Raw genomic sequence first — 16,095 nt, forward strand, 5'->3', positions numbered from 1 at the left:
TCACCTGGGCTTTCAAGGACTCTCGACGCCGAAAACGAGAGACGGCGATGGCAGAGCGCTTCGAAACCGGCCGCTGGGAGAAGACGACGTGCCAATGTCCCAAGTGGGGCGACGTGCGAACCTGCGGACCTGCCAATCATCACGCGGTGGGGACCATGCTGCAGTCCGCCGTCATCCGGCTTGCGCGTCGATGGACGACGCGGGTTGACGAGGTGCTGGCGGAAGGGGGCCTGAACGCGGGCCAGCTGGCGGTTCTGAACCTTCTGGCCCAACGCCCCTCCGGCTTGATCCAGAGGGAAGCGGCCGATGCCCTGGCGCTTTCGGAGGCCGTCATGTCGACGCGTGTCACCGGCCTCCTTGCGGCGGGTCTGGTGGAGCGCCAGGCCCTGAAGGGGGATCGACGCGCCCACCTCCTGCGCCTTACCGACAGTGGACGAGAGGCGGCGAAACTCTGGTCGGCCTGCGCCTCATGCGTGCAATACAGCGCCGAAAGCTCTGTCTCGCTCCAGGACCTCTCGACCGCCCTCGCCGTCCTGTCCCGGATGAACGCCGCCCTTGGGGCGCACGATTGTTCCGTTGCGACAGACGCAGACCCGGCGCCGCAGTCCCGAGGCTGCGCCTGCATGCCCGGGCAGGTCTCCACGCTCGGCGCGTGACCGGTATTCCCATTCGCTCCTGAGCCGCGCCTGGGCGTTCCGAAGATCGGCACGGCGGCTCGCTTCAGAACGCCTCCCAGTCCGATGTCGCCGGCGCAGCCTGGACCCGTCCGCCGCCGACGGCGACGAGGCGGACCGGGCGAGGCTCGGGCGCGGCCTGCTGTCGGGGTGAGCTTCCCGCCGTTCCCAGCTGAAACCGCCCGATCATCGTCATCAGCCCTTCGGTCTCCTGACGGAGCGAATGTGAAGCGGCCGTGGACTCCTCGACCATGGCGGCGTTCTGCTGGGTGACCTGGTCCATCTGGTTGACCGCCACATTCACTTCGCTCAGGCCCGATGACTGCTCGCGGGCCGAGGTGGCGATGTCGCTGATCAGGGCGTCGATTTCGGCCACGCGCTCGACAATGACCCCGAGAGCCTCTCCGGTCTCACCGACCAGTTTGACGCCCTTGGTGACCTGCTGCGTGCTGCCCGCGATGAGTCCCTTGATTTCCTTGGCGGCTTCCGCAGATCGCTGGGCGAGCGCCCGCACTTCGGAAGCGACGACGGCGAAGCCGCGGCCGGCGTCCCCGGCCCGCGCCGCCTCGACCCCGGCGTTCAGGGCCAGCAGATTGGTCTGGAAGGCGATCTCGTCGATCACCCCGATGATGTTGGTGATCTCCACGGCGGATCGCTCGATTTCCGACATGGCGGAGATCGCCTCGCCCATGACGTCGCCCGAGCGTTGGGCGTCGCCCCTGGCCCCGAGCGCGACGGCGGCCGCCTTCTGCGCATTGGCGGCGCTGCTGTTGACGGTCGAGGTGAGCTGATCAAGCGCCGCGGCGGTCTCTTCCAGACTGGAGGCCTGCTGTTCGGTCCGGCGCGACAGTTCGTCGGAAGCGACGCCGATCTCGTCGGCGCCCGCGCGAATCGCGCCCGCGGTCGCGCCGACGCTTGTCATGGTCGCCTGGAGGGTTTCGACGGCGCTGTTGAAGTCGATCCGGAGCTTGTCGAGTTCGGGTATGAATTTGGTCGTTATCCGCTGCTGGAGATCGCCCTCGGCGAGCGCCGTCAGCGCGTCGCCGATCACGGTTACGGCCTCCACGCGCTGCGTCACGTCTGTGGCGAATTTGACCACCTTGGCCACCTTGCCGTCAGGGCCGATGATGGGGTTGTACGATCCCTGGATCGTGACGACGCCCCCGTCCTTGCGAACCCGTCTGAACTCGCCGGACTGGAACGCGCCGCTCGCGAGCGCCGCCCAGAACTGCTGATAGTCGGGGCTGTCACGGTATTCCTGTTCGGCGAAGATCTCGTGTTTGCGGCCGACGACTTCATTGAGCTGGTAGCCCATGACATCGAGAAATCGCTCGTTGGCGTTGACGATCGTGCCGTCCAGCTTGAACTCGATCATCGCCTGGGATCGCCCGATCGCCTGAATCTGGGCCGCGAAATCCTCGCTGGCGAGCCGGTGATGGGCGTCCGCCCACTCCACGACAAAGCCGGCTGGTTTGCCCCGCCGCTTCAGCGGGCTGACGTGAAGGTCGAAGGCCAGGTCTCCGACGCGGATGGTGGCCGAGTGCGGCTTGGTCAGGGCCGCCAGCATCCCGCGCTGATGGGCCGGGTTCTTGTGAAAGATGTCGATGTTGCTGCCGACGAGTTTGGCGACGCTGAAGTTCGGAAGTTCCTTGCGCAGATCCGCCTCAGCGGCCTGCAGCAGATCTTGAACCGCAGGATTCAGATAGGTGATGTTCAGGTCCTGGTCCGCGATCATCACATTGGTTCGCAAGGCTTCGACAGCTTCTTCAAGCACCAGCGACGCCGATCGTTTTCCCTTGCCCAACATTGCGTCCCAGTCTTTTCCCGGTTGATTCCTTCCTTGGATATCACCCATTCGCTACCAAGACGTATGGATATGCTCAGCCCCCGAAGCATCTGAATCGACACGCCGTTTTCCGCTTCAGCACGGCGGGTTTGGGCGCTTGCCGGCCCGGCCTTTCATGGCGACGCCGCCGCCTTCGCCGACAGGCGCCGTGCGGTCCAGGCTTCATCAAGCTGTGTGCAATTTCGTTGGCGTGGAGCGGGCGCCGTCGCCGGCGACAGGCGGACGTTCCGCCAGAGGTCTAGTTCGAGGTTCGTCGGGAGGAGCCTCGTTCGACGAGACGTCCCGGCAAGAGGACGATGCGGGTCTCCGCCCTGGGGTTTCTGATCCTGTCGGCCAGCAGCCGCATCGCTTCCTGACCGATCTGATCGACCGGCTGGGCCAGCGCGGTGAGGCCAGGATCGACGAGACTGGTCCAGGGTTCGTCGTCGAAAGTGGCCAGGGCGATGTCATCGGGGACGCGGAGCGTCCGGGCGCGAAGCGCCTTCAAAAGGCCCGAGGCTAGAAGACTGTTCGAGGTGATGACGGCGTCCGGTCTCGCTTCGCGCCAGAGTTCGGGAAGCGCCGCCTCCGCCGCCGCGGCGCTCGGGGAAATGAGGCGGCTGAGGTCGGGCAGGCCGCGCGCCTTGAGCGCAGCGGCGTAGCCCGCCTGCCGCTCAACCCCCGTGGTGCTGGCGGCGCCGAAGAGGCCGGCGATGCGGGTGAATCCTCGAGAAGCGAGGTGATCGACCAGCAGGGCGGCCGCCCGACGATTGTCGATCATCACGGCGTCATGGCCGCACTGGGGACTGGCGCGATCGACGAGCACGGTGGGGAGGTCGAGGGCGAAGCCCTGTTCCATGGCCTGCAGCGTGATGCGCGTCGGCGCGAAGATGAGACCGGTGACGCGCTCCTCCTGCATAGCCTGCATGTAGAAAGCCTCGCGGTCCGGATCCTCGTCCGTGTTGCACAGGATCACCCTCATCCCCTGCGCATAGGCGATATCCTCCACCGCGCGGCTCACGGCGGTGAAGAAGGGGTTGCGGATGTCGGCGACCATCAGCCCGATCGTCCGCGTGTCCTGGGAGCGCAAGCGGCGAGCGGACAAGTTGGGGCGGTAGCCTATCGCCCTCGCCGCAGCCTCGACCTTGGCGCGCAGTTCGGGACTGATGGGGCCTCGCCCGAACGCGCGGGACACGGTCGCAGGAGACACGCCGGCGGCCCGCGCAACGTCCTTGATTCCGACAGGTTCGACCGAGACAGACTTCATCGGCAGTGCATCGCGCGCTGCGACCGCCTTTGCAAGCCGCCCCGGGATGGTTGACAAGCGGTGTGAAAACGATTTCACATGCCGCCAATAATCGAGCGTCAGGGAGGCGCCTAATGACATCGACTTCCGCCACAGGACTGTTGACTCACGAGTTGATCCGTTTGGGCGGCGCCGCCTCGGACAAGTCGGACGCCATCGCCCAGGCGGGCGCGCTGCTGGCAGCGGCGGGATGCGTCGACCCCGGCTATGCACAGAGCATGATGCGCCGCGAGGCGGCGGCCAACACCTTCCTGGGTCACGGTGTGGCGATCCCCCATGGCCTGGTGGAGGACCGCGCGATGGTGCGCCGCAACGGCATCGCCATCCTGCAGCTGCCGAACGGCGTCGAATGGAATCCGGGCCAGACGGCGCGGCTGGTGGTGGCGATCGCCGCCCAGTCCGACGCCCATCTGGACGTGCTGCGCCGTTTGACCCGCCTGCTCCAGGACGAAGATCGGCTCGGGCGACTGTTCGAGACGGATGAGCGATCAGAGATCATCGCGGCGTTGCAGGACGAGCATCAGACGGCCGCCCAAGGCGCCTCCCTGGGCGACCTGGCCGTCGCCTTCGATTGGGTCGTGCCCTATCCCTCGGGGCTGCATGCACGGCCGGCGGCCCGATGGGTCGAGACCGTCCGTGGTTTCGCCGCCCAGGTCAGGGTGCGGCGCGACGCCGAGGCCGGGGACGCGAAGTCCTTGATTTCACTTCTGCAACTGGGGCTCAAACACGGCGAGTCCGTCGTCGTCTCCGCAAACGGATCCGACGCGGAGGCTGCGCTCGCCGCCCTGCGGCGCGTGATGGACGGCCTGTCCGTTCAGGAACAGGCCGACGCCGCGCAGGCGGCGGCGCGCGCCGCTGAGCGCGCACCGGACTGGAGCCCCCCGGGGGCGCCCGCCTATATCGCCGGCGTCGCAGCCTCGCCGGGTCTTGCGATCGGAACCCTCAGGAAGGTGTCCGCCGTCGAGGCCGAGATCCCGGATCGCCCCGTCGCCCTGACCGAAGGAGGGGCGATGCTCGACGCCGCCCTGAGCACCACGCGCTTCCAGCTTCGAGCGCTCGCGGACGATACGGCGCGACGCGTCGGAGAGTCCGAGGCGGGCATATTCCGCGCCCAATCGGAACTGCTCAACGACACCGATCTCATTACTCTGACCTGCCAGCTGATGGTGGAGGGTCATGGTCCCGCTTGGGCGTGGAACGCGGCCGTCGATCGGATCGCCGCCGGCCTCAGCGCCCTGGGCAATCCGGTGCTCGCCGCGCGGGCGGCGGATCTGCACGACGTCGGACGGCGCGTGCTGACCGTGCTGGAGCCGACGCTCAAAAGCGACGCCCTTTCCGGCTTGCCCGACGCGCCGACCGTACTGGTGGCCAGCGACCTGTCGCCGTCCGATACGGCGGCCCTGAACATCGACAAGGTCGCCGGCCTGATTACAGCTCTGGGGGGACCGACCTCGCACACGGCCATCCTGGCGCGGACTCTCGGCCTGCCCGCTGTCGTTGCGGCGGGATCGGCGGTGCTCGATCTGGCCGATGGGGCGACGGTCATCATCGACGGGCAGGCCGGGCGGCTGTATCTGGAGCCCTCGGAGGCGGACGTGATTTCCGCCAGCGCCTGGCTGGAGGCCCAGCGTGAGGTCCGCGAGCGGGAAAGCGAAGTCCGCGCCCTGCCCGCAGTCACCCGTGACGGGCGCCGCATCGAGGTGGCGGCCAATATCAACCAGGCGCACCAGGCCGCCTTCGCCCTGTCGCAGGGGGCGGAGGGCGTCGGACTGATGCGGACGGAGTTCCTGTTCCTGGAGGCCGATCACTCCCCGGACGAGGCCGAACAGTTCGAGGCCTATTGCGCCATGCTGGACGCGATGGGAGGCCGACCGGTCATCGTGAGAGCGCTGGACATCGGCGGCGACAAGCAGGTCGCCCATCTTGAGCTGCCGCGCGAGGACAATCCCTTCCTGGGCGTACGCGGCGCACGGCTGCTGCTGCGGCGTCCCGAACTTCTGGAGCCCCAACTACGCGCGCTTTACCGGGCGGCGGCCCACAGGCCCGGAACGCTTTCGATCATGTTCCCCATGATCACCTCCGTCAGCGAGGTTCTGGCCTTGAAGGCGATCTGCGCCCGTATCCGCGCGGAGGTCGGCGGACCCGAGACGCCCCTGGGCGTCATGATCGAAGTGCCGGCCGCTGCGCTTCAGGCCGAGTCTCTGGCGCGCCACATCGACTTCTTCTCGGTCGGTACGAACGACCTGACGCAATATGTGCTCGCCATCGACCGCCAGAATCCCGATCTGGCGGCTGAAGCCGACGCCCTGCACCCAGCGGTGCTGCGGCTCATCCATGAGACCGTCAAAGGGGCTGAAGCCCACGGCAAATGGGTCGGCGTGTGCGGCGGCCTTGCCGGCGACCCGTTCGGCGCAAGTCTGCTTGCGGGACTGGGCGTCCAGGAACTGTCGACGACCCCGCGCGAGGCGCCTGCGGTCAAGGCGCGGCTGCGCGACGCCCTGTGGCCTGACCTGCGCGAGCTGGCCGAAAGGGCGCTGGCGGCGGAATCCGCGGCGGATGTGCGCGCCTTGGAAAGACGCGGCGCATGACCGAGCGGATCGTCACCGTCACCCTCAATCCTGCGATCGACCTCACCGTCGGCGTCGATGTGCTACGTCCCGGGGAAACCCATCGCGCGCGTGCGGCGGGCTCCAACCCGGGCGGGAAGGGCGTCAATGTCGCGAGTTGCCTGTCTGACTGGGGGGCGCCCGTAACCGCCGCCGGATTTTTGGGCGCAGAGAATGCGGCCCTGTTCGAATCGCTCTTCACGGACAAGGGGATCAAGGACGCCATGACGCGTCTGCCGGGCGCGACACGGGTCAACATCAAACTGGCCGAGCGCGACGGGCGGACCACCGACGTCAACCTGCCCGGACTATCGACAGCCCAGGACGACTTGGCGGGCGTTCGCGCTGTGCTCGAGCGTTTGTCACCGAGCCTGCTGGTTCTGGCGGGAAGCCTGCCGGAGGGTCTGCCAGGCGGCACCTGGGCGGATCTGTCCGCCGAGTGGCGCGCGCGGGGCGCACGGGTCATCATGGACGTCAGCGAGGGGCCTCTCGCCTTGGCGCTGGCCGGGCCGAGGTCCCGTCCGCATGTCCTGAAGCCCAACCGCGACGAACTGTCGATCCTGGCGGGGGGGGCGCTCGACGACATCGGCCTGTTGCGTCAGGCCCGCCTGATCCGCGCCGGCGGGGTCGCGCTGACCGTGGTGTCCCTCGGCGCGGGCGGAGCCCTTTTTGTCGGGCCGGACGAGGCGCTTCACGCCGAGGCCTTGCAGGTCGACGCCTTGTCCAGTGTCGGCGCCGGCGACGCCATGGTCGCCGGTCTGGCGGCGGCCCTGGTGGAGGGCGCGGATCTGGATCGCACTGCGCGGCTCGCGACCGCGTTCGCCGCGGGCAAGCTGCGGGTCGTCGGGCCGCATCTGCCTCCCCGAGAAGTGATCGAGGGCTTGGCCGAACAGGTGAAGATCAAGTCCGCCGATGCGTGGGTCGGCGCGCAAGACGACGCCGCATAGCGTCGCTGCAGAGAGGAAAGACACTCATGTTGTTGGCCATCATCGTCGGGGACATGCAACGCACGACACAGGCGTTGCTGGCGTCCGAAGCCTTGCGCAGGGCGGCGGCCCGTCGCGGTCTGACGCCGCCGATCGAGGTTCAAGTCGAGGGGGCGGTGCTCGGCGCCCTGGAGGTCGACGCCAAGCCCGACCTTCTACTGTTGGTCGGCGACCCCGAACCCCGACCGGTCGGATCCGAGCCGGTCCGCACTCTGGCGACCCTTGAGGCGGTCTTGACCGACGCCGACGCCGTGCTGGCCCGCGTGATCGACGGCGCCGGCGCCCCCGCATTGGCGGCGGGGCTCCGGCGGATCGTCGCCATCACCTCCTGTCCGACCGGAATCGCCCATACCTTCATGGCGGCGGAGGGGCTGAAGGCGGGCGCCGACTCGCTGGGCTACGCCATTCGCGTGGAGACCCAGGGTTCCGTCGGCGCGCGAGACGGCCTGACGCAGCAGGAGATAGACGCAGCCGACGTCGTCGTCATCGCGGCGGACACCCAGGTCGATCTGTCGCGCTTCGCCGGCAAACGCGTTCTGGTCACAGGGACGAAGCCGGCCATCAACGACGGCGCGGCCCTGATCGAACGGGCGCTGGCCGAAGCCCGATCCCATGACGAGGCGCTGACGCCGCCCCCTGGTTCGACGCCCGCCAAGGCGCCCGGCGGAGCAGGCGTCTACAAGCATCTGATGACGGGCGTGTCCTTCATGCTGCCCTTCGTCGTAGCGGGCGGGCTTCTCATCGCCCTGGCCTTCGCGGTTGGCGGAATCTACGCCGGCGACCAGCAGGGCACCTTCGCCGCCGCCCTGTTCCAGATCGGCGCCAAGGCCGCCTTCACGCTGATGGTGCCCGCTCTGGCGGGCTATGTGGCCTTCTCGATCGCCGACCGGCCCGGCCTTGCGCCCGGCATGATCGGCGGCGTCCTCGCGGCTCAGCTCGGCGCCGGTTTCTTGGGAGGAATCCTCGCCGGCTTCATCGCCGGCTATGCGGTTCGTCTGATGAGCCGATGGATCCGCCTGCCTCAGGGGCTCGAGGGGCTGAAGCCGGTGCTGCTGCTGCCGCTGCTGGGGACCCTGATCACGGGGCTGGCGATGATCTATATCGTGGGCCGGCCGACGGCCCTGGTCCTGACAGGCCTGTCGGCCTGGCTTCAGAGCCTCCAGGGCGGGGGCGCCTCCACTCTCGGCGCCCTGCTCGGCGGCATGATGGCGATCGACATGGGCGGTCCGATCAACAAGGCTGCCTATGCGTTCTCAACCGGCCTCCTGACCAGCGACGTCTATGGCCCGATGGCCGCCGTCATGGCGGGCGGCATGACGCCGCCGCTCGGCCTCTTCCTGGGCACGCGTCTGTTTCCCCAGCGCTTCACGCCGGCCGAACGTGCGGCCGGTCCCGCCACGGCCTTGCTGGGGCTGGCGTTCATCACCGAGGGGGCCCTGCCGTTCGCCGCGCGTGATCCCTTGCGCGTCATCCCCGCACTCGTTCTGGGCGCGGCGACGGCCGGCGCCCTCTCGATGGCGGTGGGCGCCCAATTGCGCGCTCCGCATGGCGGGCTCTTCGTCATGCTCATCCCGAACGCCGTCAGCCATGTCCTCGCCTATGGCCTGGCCGTCGCCGCGGGTTCAGCGATCACGGCCGTCGCTCTGCGCGGCTTGCTGCCCCGTCAGGCGGCGTAAATCCAAAAAAGGGAGAGGAACCATGGGTCATTTGATGAAATCGTTTTCAATAGCCTGCGCCTTGGCGGCCTCGCCGGCCGTCGCCCAAGACGCCCAAGACACCCAGCGCGCTGTGCACTGGCAGGCGGGCTACACCGGCGAAGGCGCTGCGGTGGTCGACGGCGGCCTGGCCCGAACCGGCGCCTACGCCGGTCAGCTCATGCTGGGCGCCGACGTCGATCTGAACCGGCTGGCCGGTTGGAAAGGGGGCCGGTTGCACGTCGCCTTCGTCAACCGCCACGGCGACAACCTTTCCGAAGACGGGATCGGCAACAGCACCTCCGTTCAGGAAATCTACGGCGCGCAGAACAGCAGATTGACCCTGTTCACCCTCGAACAGAGCCTGTTCGAGGATCGGCTGGTTCTGGAAGGCGGGCGGACCGTCGCCAACATCAGCTTCCTGGGTTCGCCCCTGTGCCAGTATTTCCAGAACAACGCCGCGTGCGGCAATCCCACCTTCGTCTTCAAGACCAGCAACTTCACCTGGTGGCCGGCGTCCAGCTGGGGGGCGCACGCCAAGGCCTGGTTGACGCCGAACATCTACGCCCATGTCGGGGTCTATGAGGTGAATCCAGAGCGGTCTCGCGACAGCGACCACGGCTTCGACTGGGACACCCACGGGTCCACCGGCGTCGATGTGCCCTTCGCCCTGGGATATCGCACCGACGCCGCGACCGATCCCTACCCCCGAATGTATGAGATCGGCGGCTGGTATGACGAGGCGGACTACAATGATCCGCTGCGCGATGAGACCGGAGCCCCGGCTGTGGTTTCAGGCGCGCCTTATGCGGTGCGCAACGGACGATCCGGCGTGTTCGCCCGGTTCGAACAGAGGGTCTGGAAACCTGAATCCGAGGGCGAGCGGGGATTGACGGTCTTCGGCGCTGTCCTCGCCGCGACCTCCGGCGAGACTTTGGAGACGGATTTTCAGCAGTTGGGCTTCGTCCTGAAAGGCCCCCTCGCAAGCCGCCCGTCGGATAGCCTCTCCTTTGTGGCGTCCCGCCAGGCCTATTCGGACGCGGCGCTGGAAAACCTTCGTCTCGCCCGCGCCGGCGCAGGCGGCGTGGGCACGCCTGCCGCCGACCAGATCATGGTCGAGCTGGGCTATGGTCTTCAGGTGACGCCCGCCGTGCGGGTCCAGCCCAATCTGCACTACATCGTCAATCCGGACCAACTGAACGCGCCGGCCCGGAGGGTCGACTTGCCCGACGCGGTCGTGATCGGTGTTCGGCTGGATATCGACCTGGCCGGTGCGCTGGATCTGAACCGCTGACGAGAGGGCGCGGTTGCACCTGCTGTTAGACGGCCGCCGTCCCCGCTGCCAAGGGGCGACGGCGGCCTGCTGGACGCCGCCGCCTTCACCGAGCGTCGCTTTCCGGCTGAAAGCCTGTGGCCGCCACATCGCCTTGATGGAGGCCGATCCCGTGCGGCAAGGCGTAAGCCGCCGTTCAATCCAGGCCCTGGGCGCGCGCGTGACGATCCTTCCGTCTTGGACTCGACTATGTCGACTGGTTCAGTCCTTCGCGTTCGACCTGATCGTGTTCGGCCATCAAGCCGATTTGGCGAAGGAGCCAGGCCCCTCGGCCCCGTCATCTCCGGGCCCCGGCGATACGCCCATCCTGATGCTCGGGAAGCGGTCGGCGATGCTCAGGACGAAGGCGGGGTACGAACCGCTGGCCTGGGCCGCCTCCTGCCGCCGCTACGAAGATCTCGTGCGTCTTGCGTTGCAGAGCGCGCCCTTGGAGCCCTTGTCGGTCGGGACACTCTCCATCGGTCGGGCCGCCTATGATCTTGAGAGATCGACGATCTCGATCAACGGCTTCACTCACCGCCTGCCCTTTAGCGAAGCGCATATCCTGCGCATGCTCGCCTTGAACCCGAACCTTCCCGTTGACCGGCTGCGGCTGCGCCCGGATCAACCGGATGGCCGTGCGGTGGATGTCGGAATTGCGAGATTGAGGCGGCGGCTTGAGCTGGATCCCGCCAATCCACGCCATATCCTGACCATACGCGGATCGGGTTACAAGCTGGTCCCGGGTTTTTCGCCCTGACCCCAGGAACGAGAAAGCACTGCGTCGGCCCGTCTTCGGGTCCAGAGTGGTTTGGTTGCCCCAGGCGTCAGCGGATGTCGAGGATGATGCGGTCGCTCTGAACTTGAGGGGAGGCGTCCAGCATCACAGCGGCCATGCAGGCAAGGCCCGACGTGTCGTCTAGGCGAAACACCCATGTCGCTCCGGCGCTTGGCCATCAACGGGAAACATCGAGAAACCCTAAGGTTCGAGCTCGATGTCCCAATAGAGATAGTCCAGCCAGCTCTGGTGCAGATAATGCGGCGGGAAACGCCGGCCCGCCTCCTGCAGCTGCCAGGCGTTCGGGCGATAGGGCTCGCGGCGGATCGGCATCATGGCCTGGCGCGGGGTGCGGCCGCCCTTGGTCAGGTTGCAAGGGCCGCAGGCGGCCACGATGTTCTCCCAGGTCGTGCGGCCGCCGTGCGAGCGCGGAATGACGTGGTCGAAGGTCAGCTCGGTCGATTCCCCGCAGTACTGACAGGCGAAGCCGTCGCGCAGGAAGACGTTGAACCGGGTGAAGGCGGGGCTGCGATCCTGATCGACATAGTTCTTCAGCGCGATGACGCTGGGCAGCTGCATCTCCATCGACGGAGAGCGGACCACCTTGTCGTACAGCGACACCACGTCCACCCGGTCCTGATAGACCGCCTTGACCGCCTCTTCCCACGGCCAGAGCGACAGCGGGTAATAGGACAGCGGCCGGAAGTCCGCGTTCAGAACGAGGGCGGGAAAGCCCGACGGCGGTCGGTGGAGGACCTGCATCAGGCCCTCCCGGTCGGCGCGGGGGGTATGGAAGCTACAGGATTGAAGACGCGTCTCCTTCCCTAGTCCGAGGCGTTCAGCCTAGTCCCGATTCGAAGACGCCGCCATGACGAACAGGCGACGAACCGTTCAATTTCGCTCAGGGAAGCCCGGCAGGGTCCAGCCCCAGCGCAGCGCCCCCGCCCGCAGCATGAAACCGGCCACGGCGGCGACGATGGCGGCGGGCCAGATCGGCGCCTCGGGGATGCGCAGGACGATATAGAGGGTCGCCGCCAGTATGGCCGCCGTCACATTGATCTCGCGCCGCAGCAGGATCGACGGCTGCCCCGCCAGGGTGTCGCGCACCACCCCGCCGAAACAGGCGGTCAGGGTGCCCATGACGATGCAGATCAACGGGGGGGCGCCCGCCGCCTCCGCCTTGGCCGCCCCCATGACGCCATAGGCGCCCAGGCCGATGGCGTCGAGCCACAGCAGGGCCCGGAACCGCCAGTCGCGCTGTCCGATCAACCAGACGACCACCGCCGTCAGCAGGCAGACCGCCATATAGCGCCAGTCCTGAACCCAGAAGACCGGCAGGCCCAGCAGCAGGTCGCGCAACGTCCCCCCGCCGACGCCGGTTATGGCCGCGAAGAAGGCGAAGGTGACCACGTCGTGCTTCTCGCGCGCGGCGGCCAGGGCGCCGGTGGCCGCGAACACGGCCACCCCGGCGAAATCGAGCGCCGCAAGCACCGTCTGCGGATTGCGCAGCGGCTCGGTCAGGGCGGGATCGATGGGGGTCACGCGCTCATATCCTCCAGCACGATGTCGCCGCGCCGAACGCCGCCATACCACCCCCACAGCAGATGCGCCGCCACCCCGCGATGGGGCCGCCACAGTTCGGCGCGGGCATAGGCCTGTTTCTCGTTCGGGCGCAGTTCGGCCCGGTCGGCCCAGCGCATCGCCTCCTGCAGGGCCACGTCCCCGCCGGGAAAGACGTTCAGCCGCCCCTCGCAGAACATCAGATAGGTCTCGGCCGTCCATTTGCCGACGCCCTTGATCGCGGTCAGGGCGGCGATGGCGTCGTCGTCCGACAGTGTCTGCATATGGTCCAGATCGACGCGCCCCTCGACCTGGGCCAGGGCGATCTCGCGACCGTATTTGGCCTTCTGTCCCGACAGGCCGAAGGCGCGCAGGGCGTCGATGTCGTGGGCCAACATCGCGTCGGGCGTCACCGCTCCGCCCAGCCCCTCGACCGTGCGCGCCCAGATGGAGGCGGCGGCGGCCACGGACACCTGCTGCTCCACGATCATGCGGAACAGGCCCTCGTAACCGCCGGGCCGCAGCCGCCATTCGAAGGCCGGCGTCTGGGCGTGGGCGCGCGCCAGGGCGGGATCGGCGACGGCCAGAGCCTCGCGCGCGGCGGTGATGTCCTGGGATGTGGGCGCGACGGGCATTCCTCCTGCTTACGGCTCATACGCAAACTCGGAAAGAGCGGGGGGCGCCGTTGGCGTCCGGAAACCGCTAAGGATTACCGAGATGTTCGCCACTCGTTTCGCCCCCTCTCCCACCGGCCGCCTGCACAAGGGCCACGCCTTTTCGGCCCTGACCGCCTGGTCGGCGGCCAAGGCGGCGGGCGGGCGGTTTCTGCTGCGGATCGAGGACATCGACCCCACGCGCTGCCGACCGGAACATGAGGGCGCCATTCTGGAAGACCTGGCCTGGCTGGGGCTGGACTGGGAGACGCCGGTCCGACGCCAGTCGGATCATCTGTCCGACTATGCCGCGGCGATCGAGGCCCTGAAGGCGCGGGATCTGTTGTACCGGTGTTTCCGTACACGGAAAGAGATCCTGGACCGGATCGGCGATGCGCCGCACGGGGCGAGCGAAACGGTGCGGCCGGGGCCGCATCCGGCCGAGGAGGAGGCCCGTTTCCTGGCCCAGGGGCGGCCTTTCGCCTGGCGGCTGTCGCTGGACCGGGCGCGTGAAACCCTGGGCGAGGCGACGTGGACCGGGCTGGTCTTCATCGAGCAGGGGGCCGGCCCGGACGGAGAAACCGGCGTTGTGCCCGTGCGGCCCGACACGGCCGGGGATGTGGTGCTGGCGCGCAAGGATGCGGGCGTCGCCTATCATCTGGCCGTGACCCACGACGACGCCCTGCAGGGGATCGACCATGTGATCCGGGGGCAGGACCTGTTCGAGGCCGCCCATGTGCAGCGCCTGATCCAGGCCCTGATGGGCTGGCCCGCCCCTGTCTATCGCCACCACCGCCTGCTGGCCGGGCCGGACGGGCGCCGCTACGCCAAGCGGGACCAGTCGGTGACCCTGGCGGAACTGAGGGCGGGCGGCATGACGGCCCAGGCCCTGCGCACCGAACTGGGGTTCAGTCCCGCCGGCTGAAGATGCGCGAGGCGCCATAGCCGGTCAGGGCGGCCAGAACCACGCAGAGGAGGCCGTACAGCCACGGCCGGCGATGGGCGAACTCGTAGATGTCGCGCTCGATGCCGACCTTTTCGACGGTCAGGGTCAGATTGGAGACCGACCGGGGCTCGCCGCCCTGGAACAGCCAGACCTCGGCATAGTATTTGCCGGTCGGGGCGACCGTCGGCAGCTTGACCTCGGCCCGGAACAGGCCGCGATCCACGAACTCCACCCCGTCCGGATCGGTGTCATAGAGGGCCGCCGCCTCCTTCAGCCGGATCACGGCGCGGCGCCAGTCCAGATAATCGTCGCCCAGACGGCTGACGACCACGTCGCGCACCCCGTAGCGGGTCACGGTGCCGGCCTCCTCCGGCGCGTCGATACGCAGATGGTCCACCCCGACGCCCAGCCGACGCAGCTGGCCGAAGTCGGCGATGTCCGACAGGGGCCGGGTCGAGGCGGTCATGTAGAAGCCGGGCGCCCCTTCGAACAGGACCGGGCGGCTGTTCAGCCAGACCCCCATGTTGCGGGTCTTCTTGACCAGGCGGACCGGAGCGTCGGGGCCGCGCACCACCACGACCACATCGACCGGGTCGGGGGTCGGGTTGAACACCGCGCCATACAGGACGATGGAGGCGCCGGTGAAACCGGAATCGACGTGGACCTGGGCGTCGGTCAGGGCGGCGGCGACGCGCAGTTCGCCCGTCGTGGCCTCGGACCGGTCGGGGGCCGGCGCCGCGACGGCGGCCGCCTCGATGGGGGGCGCCTCGATGGCCGGAGGGGGTGGAGGAAGCGCCTGCATCAGTCCGACACCCCCGGCGCGAGCAGGAAGATGTCACTGGGCCGCACGAACAGCTCCAGCCCCATCTGGATGCCGACCAGCAGCACGATCAGGCCCAGGGCGGCGCGCAGTTCCTCAGCCCGGAACCGACCCGCGAACCGGGCGCCGATCTGGGCGCCGACCACCCCGCCCAGCAGCAGGATGGTGGACAGCAGGATGTCGACCGTCTGGTTGCGGCCGGCCTGGAGAATGGTGGTGATGGCCGTGGTGATGATGATCTGGAACAGGCTGGTGCCCACCACCGCCCCGGCTCGCATCCGCAGCACATAGAGCATCGCCGGCACCAGGATGAAGCCGCCGCCGACCCCCATGATGGCCGACAGGACCCCGGCGAAGACGCCCAGGCCGAACGGCGGCAGGGCGCTGATATAGAGGCCCGACTTGGGGAATTTCATCCGCAGCGGCAGACCATACAGCCACAGGGGACGGCGGCGGTCCTTGCGCGGCGGGGGCAGGCCGCGACGCCGACGCAGGATCTCGGTCAGGCTTTCGTGCAGCATCAGCAGGCCGATGGCGCCCAGGAAGACCAGATAGGACAGGGCCACCACCAGATCGGCCTGGCCCAGCAGGCGCAGATAGCGGAACAGTTCGACGCCCGCGATCGCCCCGGCGGCCCCACCCGCGGCCATGACGCCGCCCATCTTGAAATCCACCGCGCCCTGGCCCGCATAGCGGATCACGCCGGATGTTGAGGAGGCGACGACGTGGCTGGCCTGGCTGGCGACGGCCACGGTCGGCGGAATCCCCATGAAGACCAGGATCGGCGCCATCAGGAAGCCGCCGCCGATGCCGAACAGGCCCGAGACGAACCCGACCACCGCCCCCAGAATCACCAGGGTCGGCCAGTTCACCGAAACCTCGGCGATCGGCAGATAGATGTCCAAAGGACGCGCCTTCGGCTGGAGCGGAACGGG

At 68.2% G+C, this 16,095-nt stretch carries 14 protein-coding genes; 7 read left to right on the forward strand and 7 right to left on the reverse strand.

All coding sequences use genetic code 11. The features are described from left to right. Positions 1 to 155 precede the first annotated feature (155 nt). A complete protein-coding gene (locus ACP7CK_RS07325; RefSeq protein WP_426025590.1) occupies positions 156 to 656 on the forward strand; it encodes a MarR family winged helix-turn-helix transcriptional regulator in 501 nt (166 codons plus the stop codon). Positions 657 to 720: 64 nt separating this feature from the next. Here the strand turns inward: ACP7CK_RS07325 and ACP7CK_RS07330 are convergent, their stop codons facing one another. Then, positions 721 to 2,448 carry a methyl-accepting chemotaxis protein gene (locus ACP7CK_RS07330; RefSeq protein ID WP_426025591.1) on the reverse strand — a complete coding sequence of 576 codons (1,728 nt, stop codon included), beginning with the start codon at positions 2,446 to 2,448 and terminating at the stop codon, positions 721 to 723. A gap of 310 nt (positions 2,449 to 2,758) precedes the next feature. Next, entirely contained in the window at positions 2,759 to 3,886 is a 1,128-nt protein-coding gene (locus ACP7CK_RS07335) for a LacI family DNA-binding transcriptional regulator (protein WP_426025592.1), read from the reverse strand. Here ACP7CK_RS07335 and ptsP point away from each other — a divergent pair. The 5 genes from ptsP to ACP7CK_RS07360 are packed head-to-tail and all read left to right on the forward strand — an operon-like array spanning position 3,880 to position 11,163. Then, positions 3,880 to 6,393: a phosphoenolpyruvate--protein phosphotransferase gene (ptsP, locus tag ACP7CK_RS07340; RefSeq protein WP_426025593.1), complete on the forward strand. Its 2,514-nt coding sequence runs from the start codon at positions 3,880 to 3,882 to the stop codon at positions 6,391 to 6,393. The genes ACP7CK_RS07335 and ptsP overlap by 7 nt on opposite strands. Continuing rightward, positions 6,390 to 7,358: a 1-phosphofructokinase family hexose kinase gene (locus ACP7CK_RS07345; RefSeq protein WP_426025594.1), complete on the forward strand. Its 969-nt coding sequence runs from the start codon at positions 6,390 to 6,392 to the stop codon at positions 7,356 to 7,358. The genes ptsP and ACP7CK_RS07345 overlap by 4 nt, the downstream gene beginning before the upstream one ends. Positions 7,359 to 7,384: 26 nt before the next feature. After that, positions 7,385 to 9,073 (forward strand): PTS fructose transporter subunit IIC, encoded by a 1,689-nt coding sequence (locus ACP7CK_RS07350; protein WP_426025595.1) that lies wholly within the window; start codon positions 7,385 to 7,387, stop codon positions 9,071 to 9,073. Positions 9,074 to 9,107: 34 nt separating this feature from the next. Further along, complete coding sequence (locus ACP7CK_RS07355; RefSeq protein ID WP_426025596.1) at positions 9,108 to 10,385, forward strand: carbohydrate porin; 1,278 nt, start codon at positions 9,108 to 9,110, stop codon at positions 10,383 to 10,385. Between the two features lie 13 nt (positions 10,386 to 10,398). Next, positions 10,399 to 11,163: a DNA-binding response regulator gene (locus ACP7CK_RS07360; RefSeq protein WP_426025597.1), complete on the forward strand. Its 765-nt coding sequence runs from the start codon at positions 10,399 to 10,401 to the stop codon at positions 11,161 to 11,163. 219 nt (positions 11,164 to 11,382) lie between these two features. On the opposite strand, the gene ACP7CK_RS07365 is transcribed toward ACP7CK_RS07360, so the two are convergent. The 3 genes from ACP7CK_RS07365 to ACP7CK_RS07375 form a co-directional block, all read right to left on the reverse strand. Then, positions 11,383 to 11,943: an HNH endonuclease gene (locus ACP7CK_RS07365; protein WP_008264308.1), complete on the reverse strand. Its 561-nt coding sequence runs from the start codon at positions 11,941 to 11,943 to the stop codon at positions 11,383 to 11,385. Between the two features lie 129 nt (positions 11,944 to 12,072). Further along, positions 12,073 to 12,723, reverse strand: a complete 651-nt coding sequence (locus ACP7CK_RS07370) for a trimeric intracellular cation channel family protein (protein WP_008263402.1) — start codon at positions 12,721 to 12,723, stop codon at positions 12,073 to 12,075. Further along, the gene (locus ACP7CK_RS07375; protein ID WP_426025598.1) at positions 12,720 to 13,376 is read right to left on the reverse strand and encodes a DNA-3-methyladenine glycosylase family protein; all 657 of its coding nucleotides are present in this window, start codon (positions 13,374 to 13,376) and stop codon (positions 12,720 to 12,722) included. Before ACP7CK_RS07375 ends, ACP7CK_RS07370 begins: the two co-directional genes overlap by 4 nt. Positions 13,377 to 13,458: 82 nt before the next feature. Here ACP7CK_RS07375 and gluQRS point away from each other — a divergent pair, with 82 nt between their 5' ends. After that, a complete protein-coding gene (gluQRS, locus tag ACP7CK_RS07380) occupies positions 13,459 to 14,319 on the forward strand; it encodes a tRNA glutamyl-Q(34) synthetase GluQRS (RefSeq protein ID WP_426025599.1) in 861 nt (286 codons plus the stop codon). Here gluQRS and ACP7CK_RS07385 read toward each other — a convergent pair. Beyond that, positions 14,303 to 15,142 (reverse strand): TIGR02186 family protein, encoded by an 840-nt coding sequence (locus ACP7CK_RS07385; protein WP_035308720.1) that lies wholly within the window; start codon positions 15,140 to 15,142, stop codon positions 14,303 to 14,305. The genes gluQRS and ACP7CK_RS07385 overlap by 17 nt on opposite strands. Beyond that, the gene (locus ACP7CK_RS07390) at positions 15,142 to 16,065 is read right to left on the reverse strand and encodes a sulfite exporter TauE/SafE family protein (protein WP_183196621.1); all 924 of its coding nucleotides are present in this window, start codon (positions 16,063 to 16,065) and stop codon (positions 15,142 to 15,144) included. Before ACP7CK_RS07390 ends, ACP7CK_RS07385 begins: the two co-directional genes overlap by 1 nt. Positions 16,066 to 16,095: the final 30 nt, after the last annotated feature.

The organism is Brevundimonas sp. TSRC1-1 (assembly GCF_049898245.1).
Classification (GTDB): Bacteria; Pseudomonadota; Alphaproteobacteria; order Caulobacterales; family Caulobacteraceae; genus Brevundimonas; species Brevundimonas mediterranea_A.

Excerpts from the sequence above, each read along its gene's own strand:
- ACP7CK_RS07345 (WP_426025594.1), top strand. The coding sequence starts at position 6,390 with ATGACCGAGCGGATCGTCACCGTCACCCTCAATCCTGCGATCGACCTC.
- ACP7CK_RS07355 (WP_426025596.1), top strand. The coding sequence starts at position 9,108 with ATGAAATCGTTTTCAATAGCCTGCGCCTTGGCGGCCTCGCCGGCCGTC.
- ACP7CK_RS07335 (WP_426025592.1), bottom strand. The coding sequence starts at position 3,886 with ATGTCATTAGGCGCCTCCCTGACGCTCGATTATTGGCGGCATGTGAAA.
- ACP7CK_RS07385 (WP_035308720.1), bottom strand. The coding sequence starts at position 15,142 with ATGCAGGCGCTTCCTCCACCCCCTCCGGCCATCGAGGCGCCCCCCATC.
- ptsP (WP_426025593.1), top strand. The coding sequence starts at position 3,880 with ATGACATCGACTTCCGCCACAGGACTGTTGACTCACGAGTTGATCCGT.
- ACP7CK_RS07375 (WP_426025598.1), bottom strand. The coding sequence starts at position 13,376 with ATGCCCGTCGCGCCCACATCCCAGGACATCACCGCCGCGCGCGAGGCT.
- ACP7CK_RS07365 (WP_008264308.1), bottom strand. The coding sequence starts at position 11,943 with ATGCAGGTCCTCCACCGACCGCCGTCGGGCTTTCCCGCCCTCGTTCTG.
- ACP7CK_RS07325 (WP_426025590.1), top strand. The coding sequence starts at position 156 with ATGCTGCAGTCCGCCGTCATCCGGCTTGCGCGTCGATGGACGACGCGG.
- gluQRS (WP_426025599.1), top strand. The coding sequence starts at position 13,459 with ATGTTCGCCACTCGTTTCGCCCCCTCTCCCACCGGCCGCCTGCACAAG.
- ACP7CK_RS07350 (WP_426025595.1), top strand. The coding sequence starts at position 7,385 with ATGTTGTTGGCCATCATCGTCGGGGACATGCAACGCACGACACAGGCG.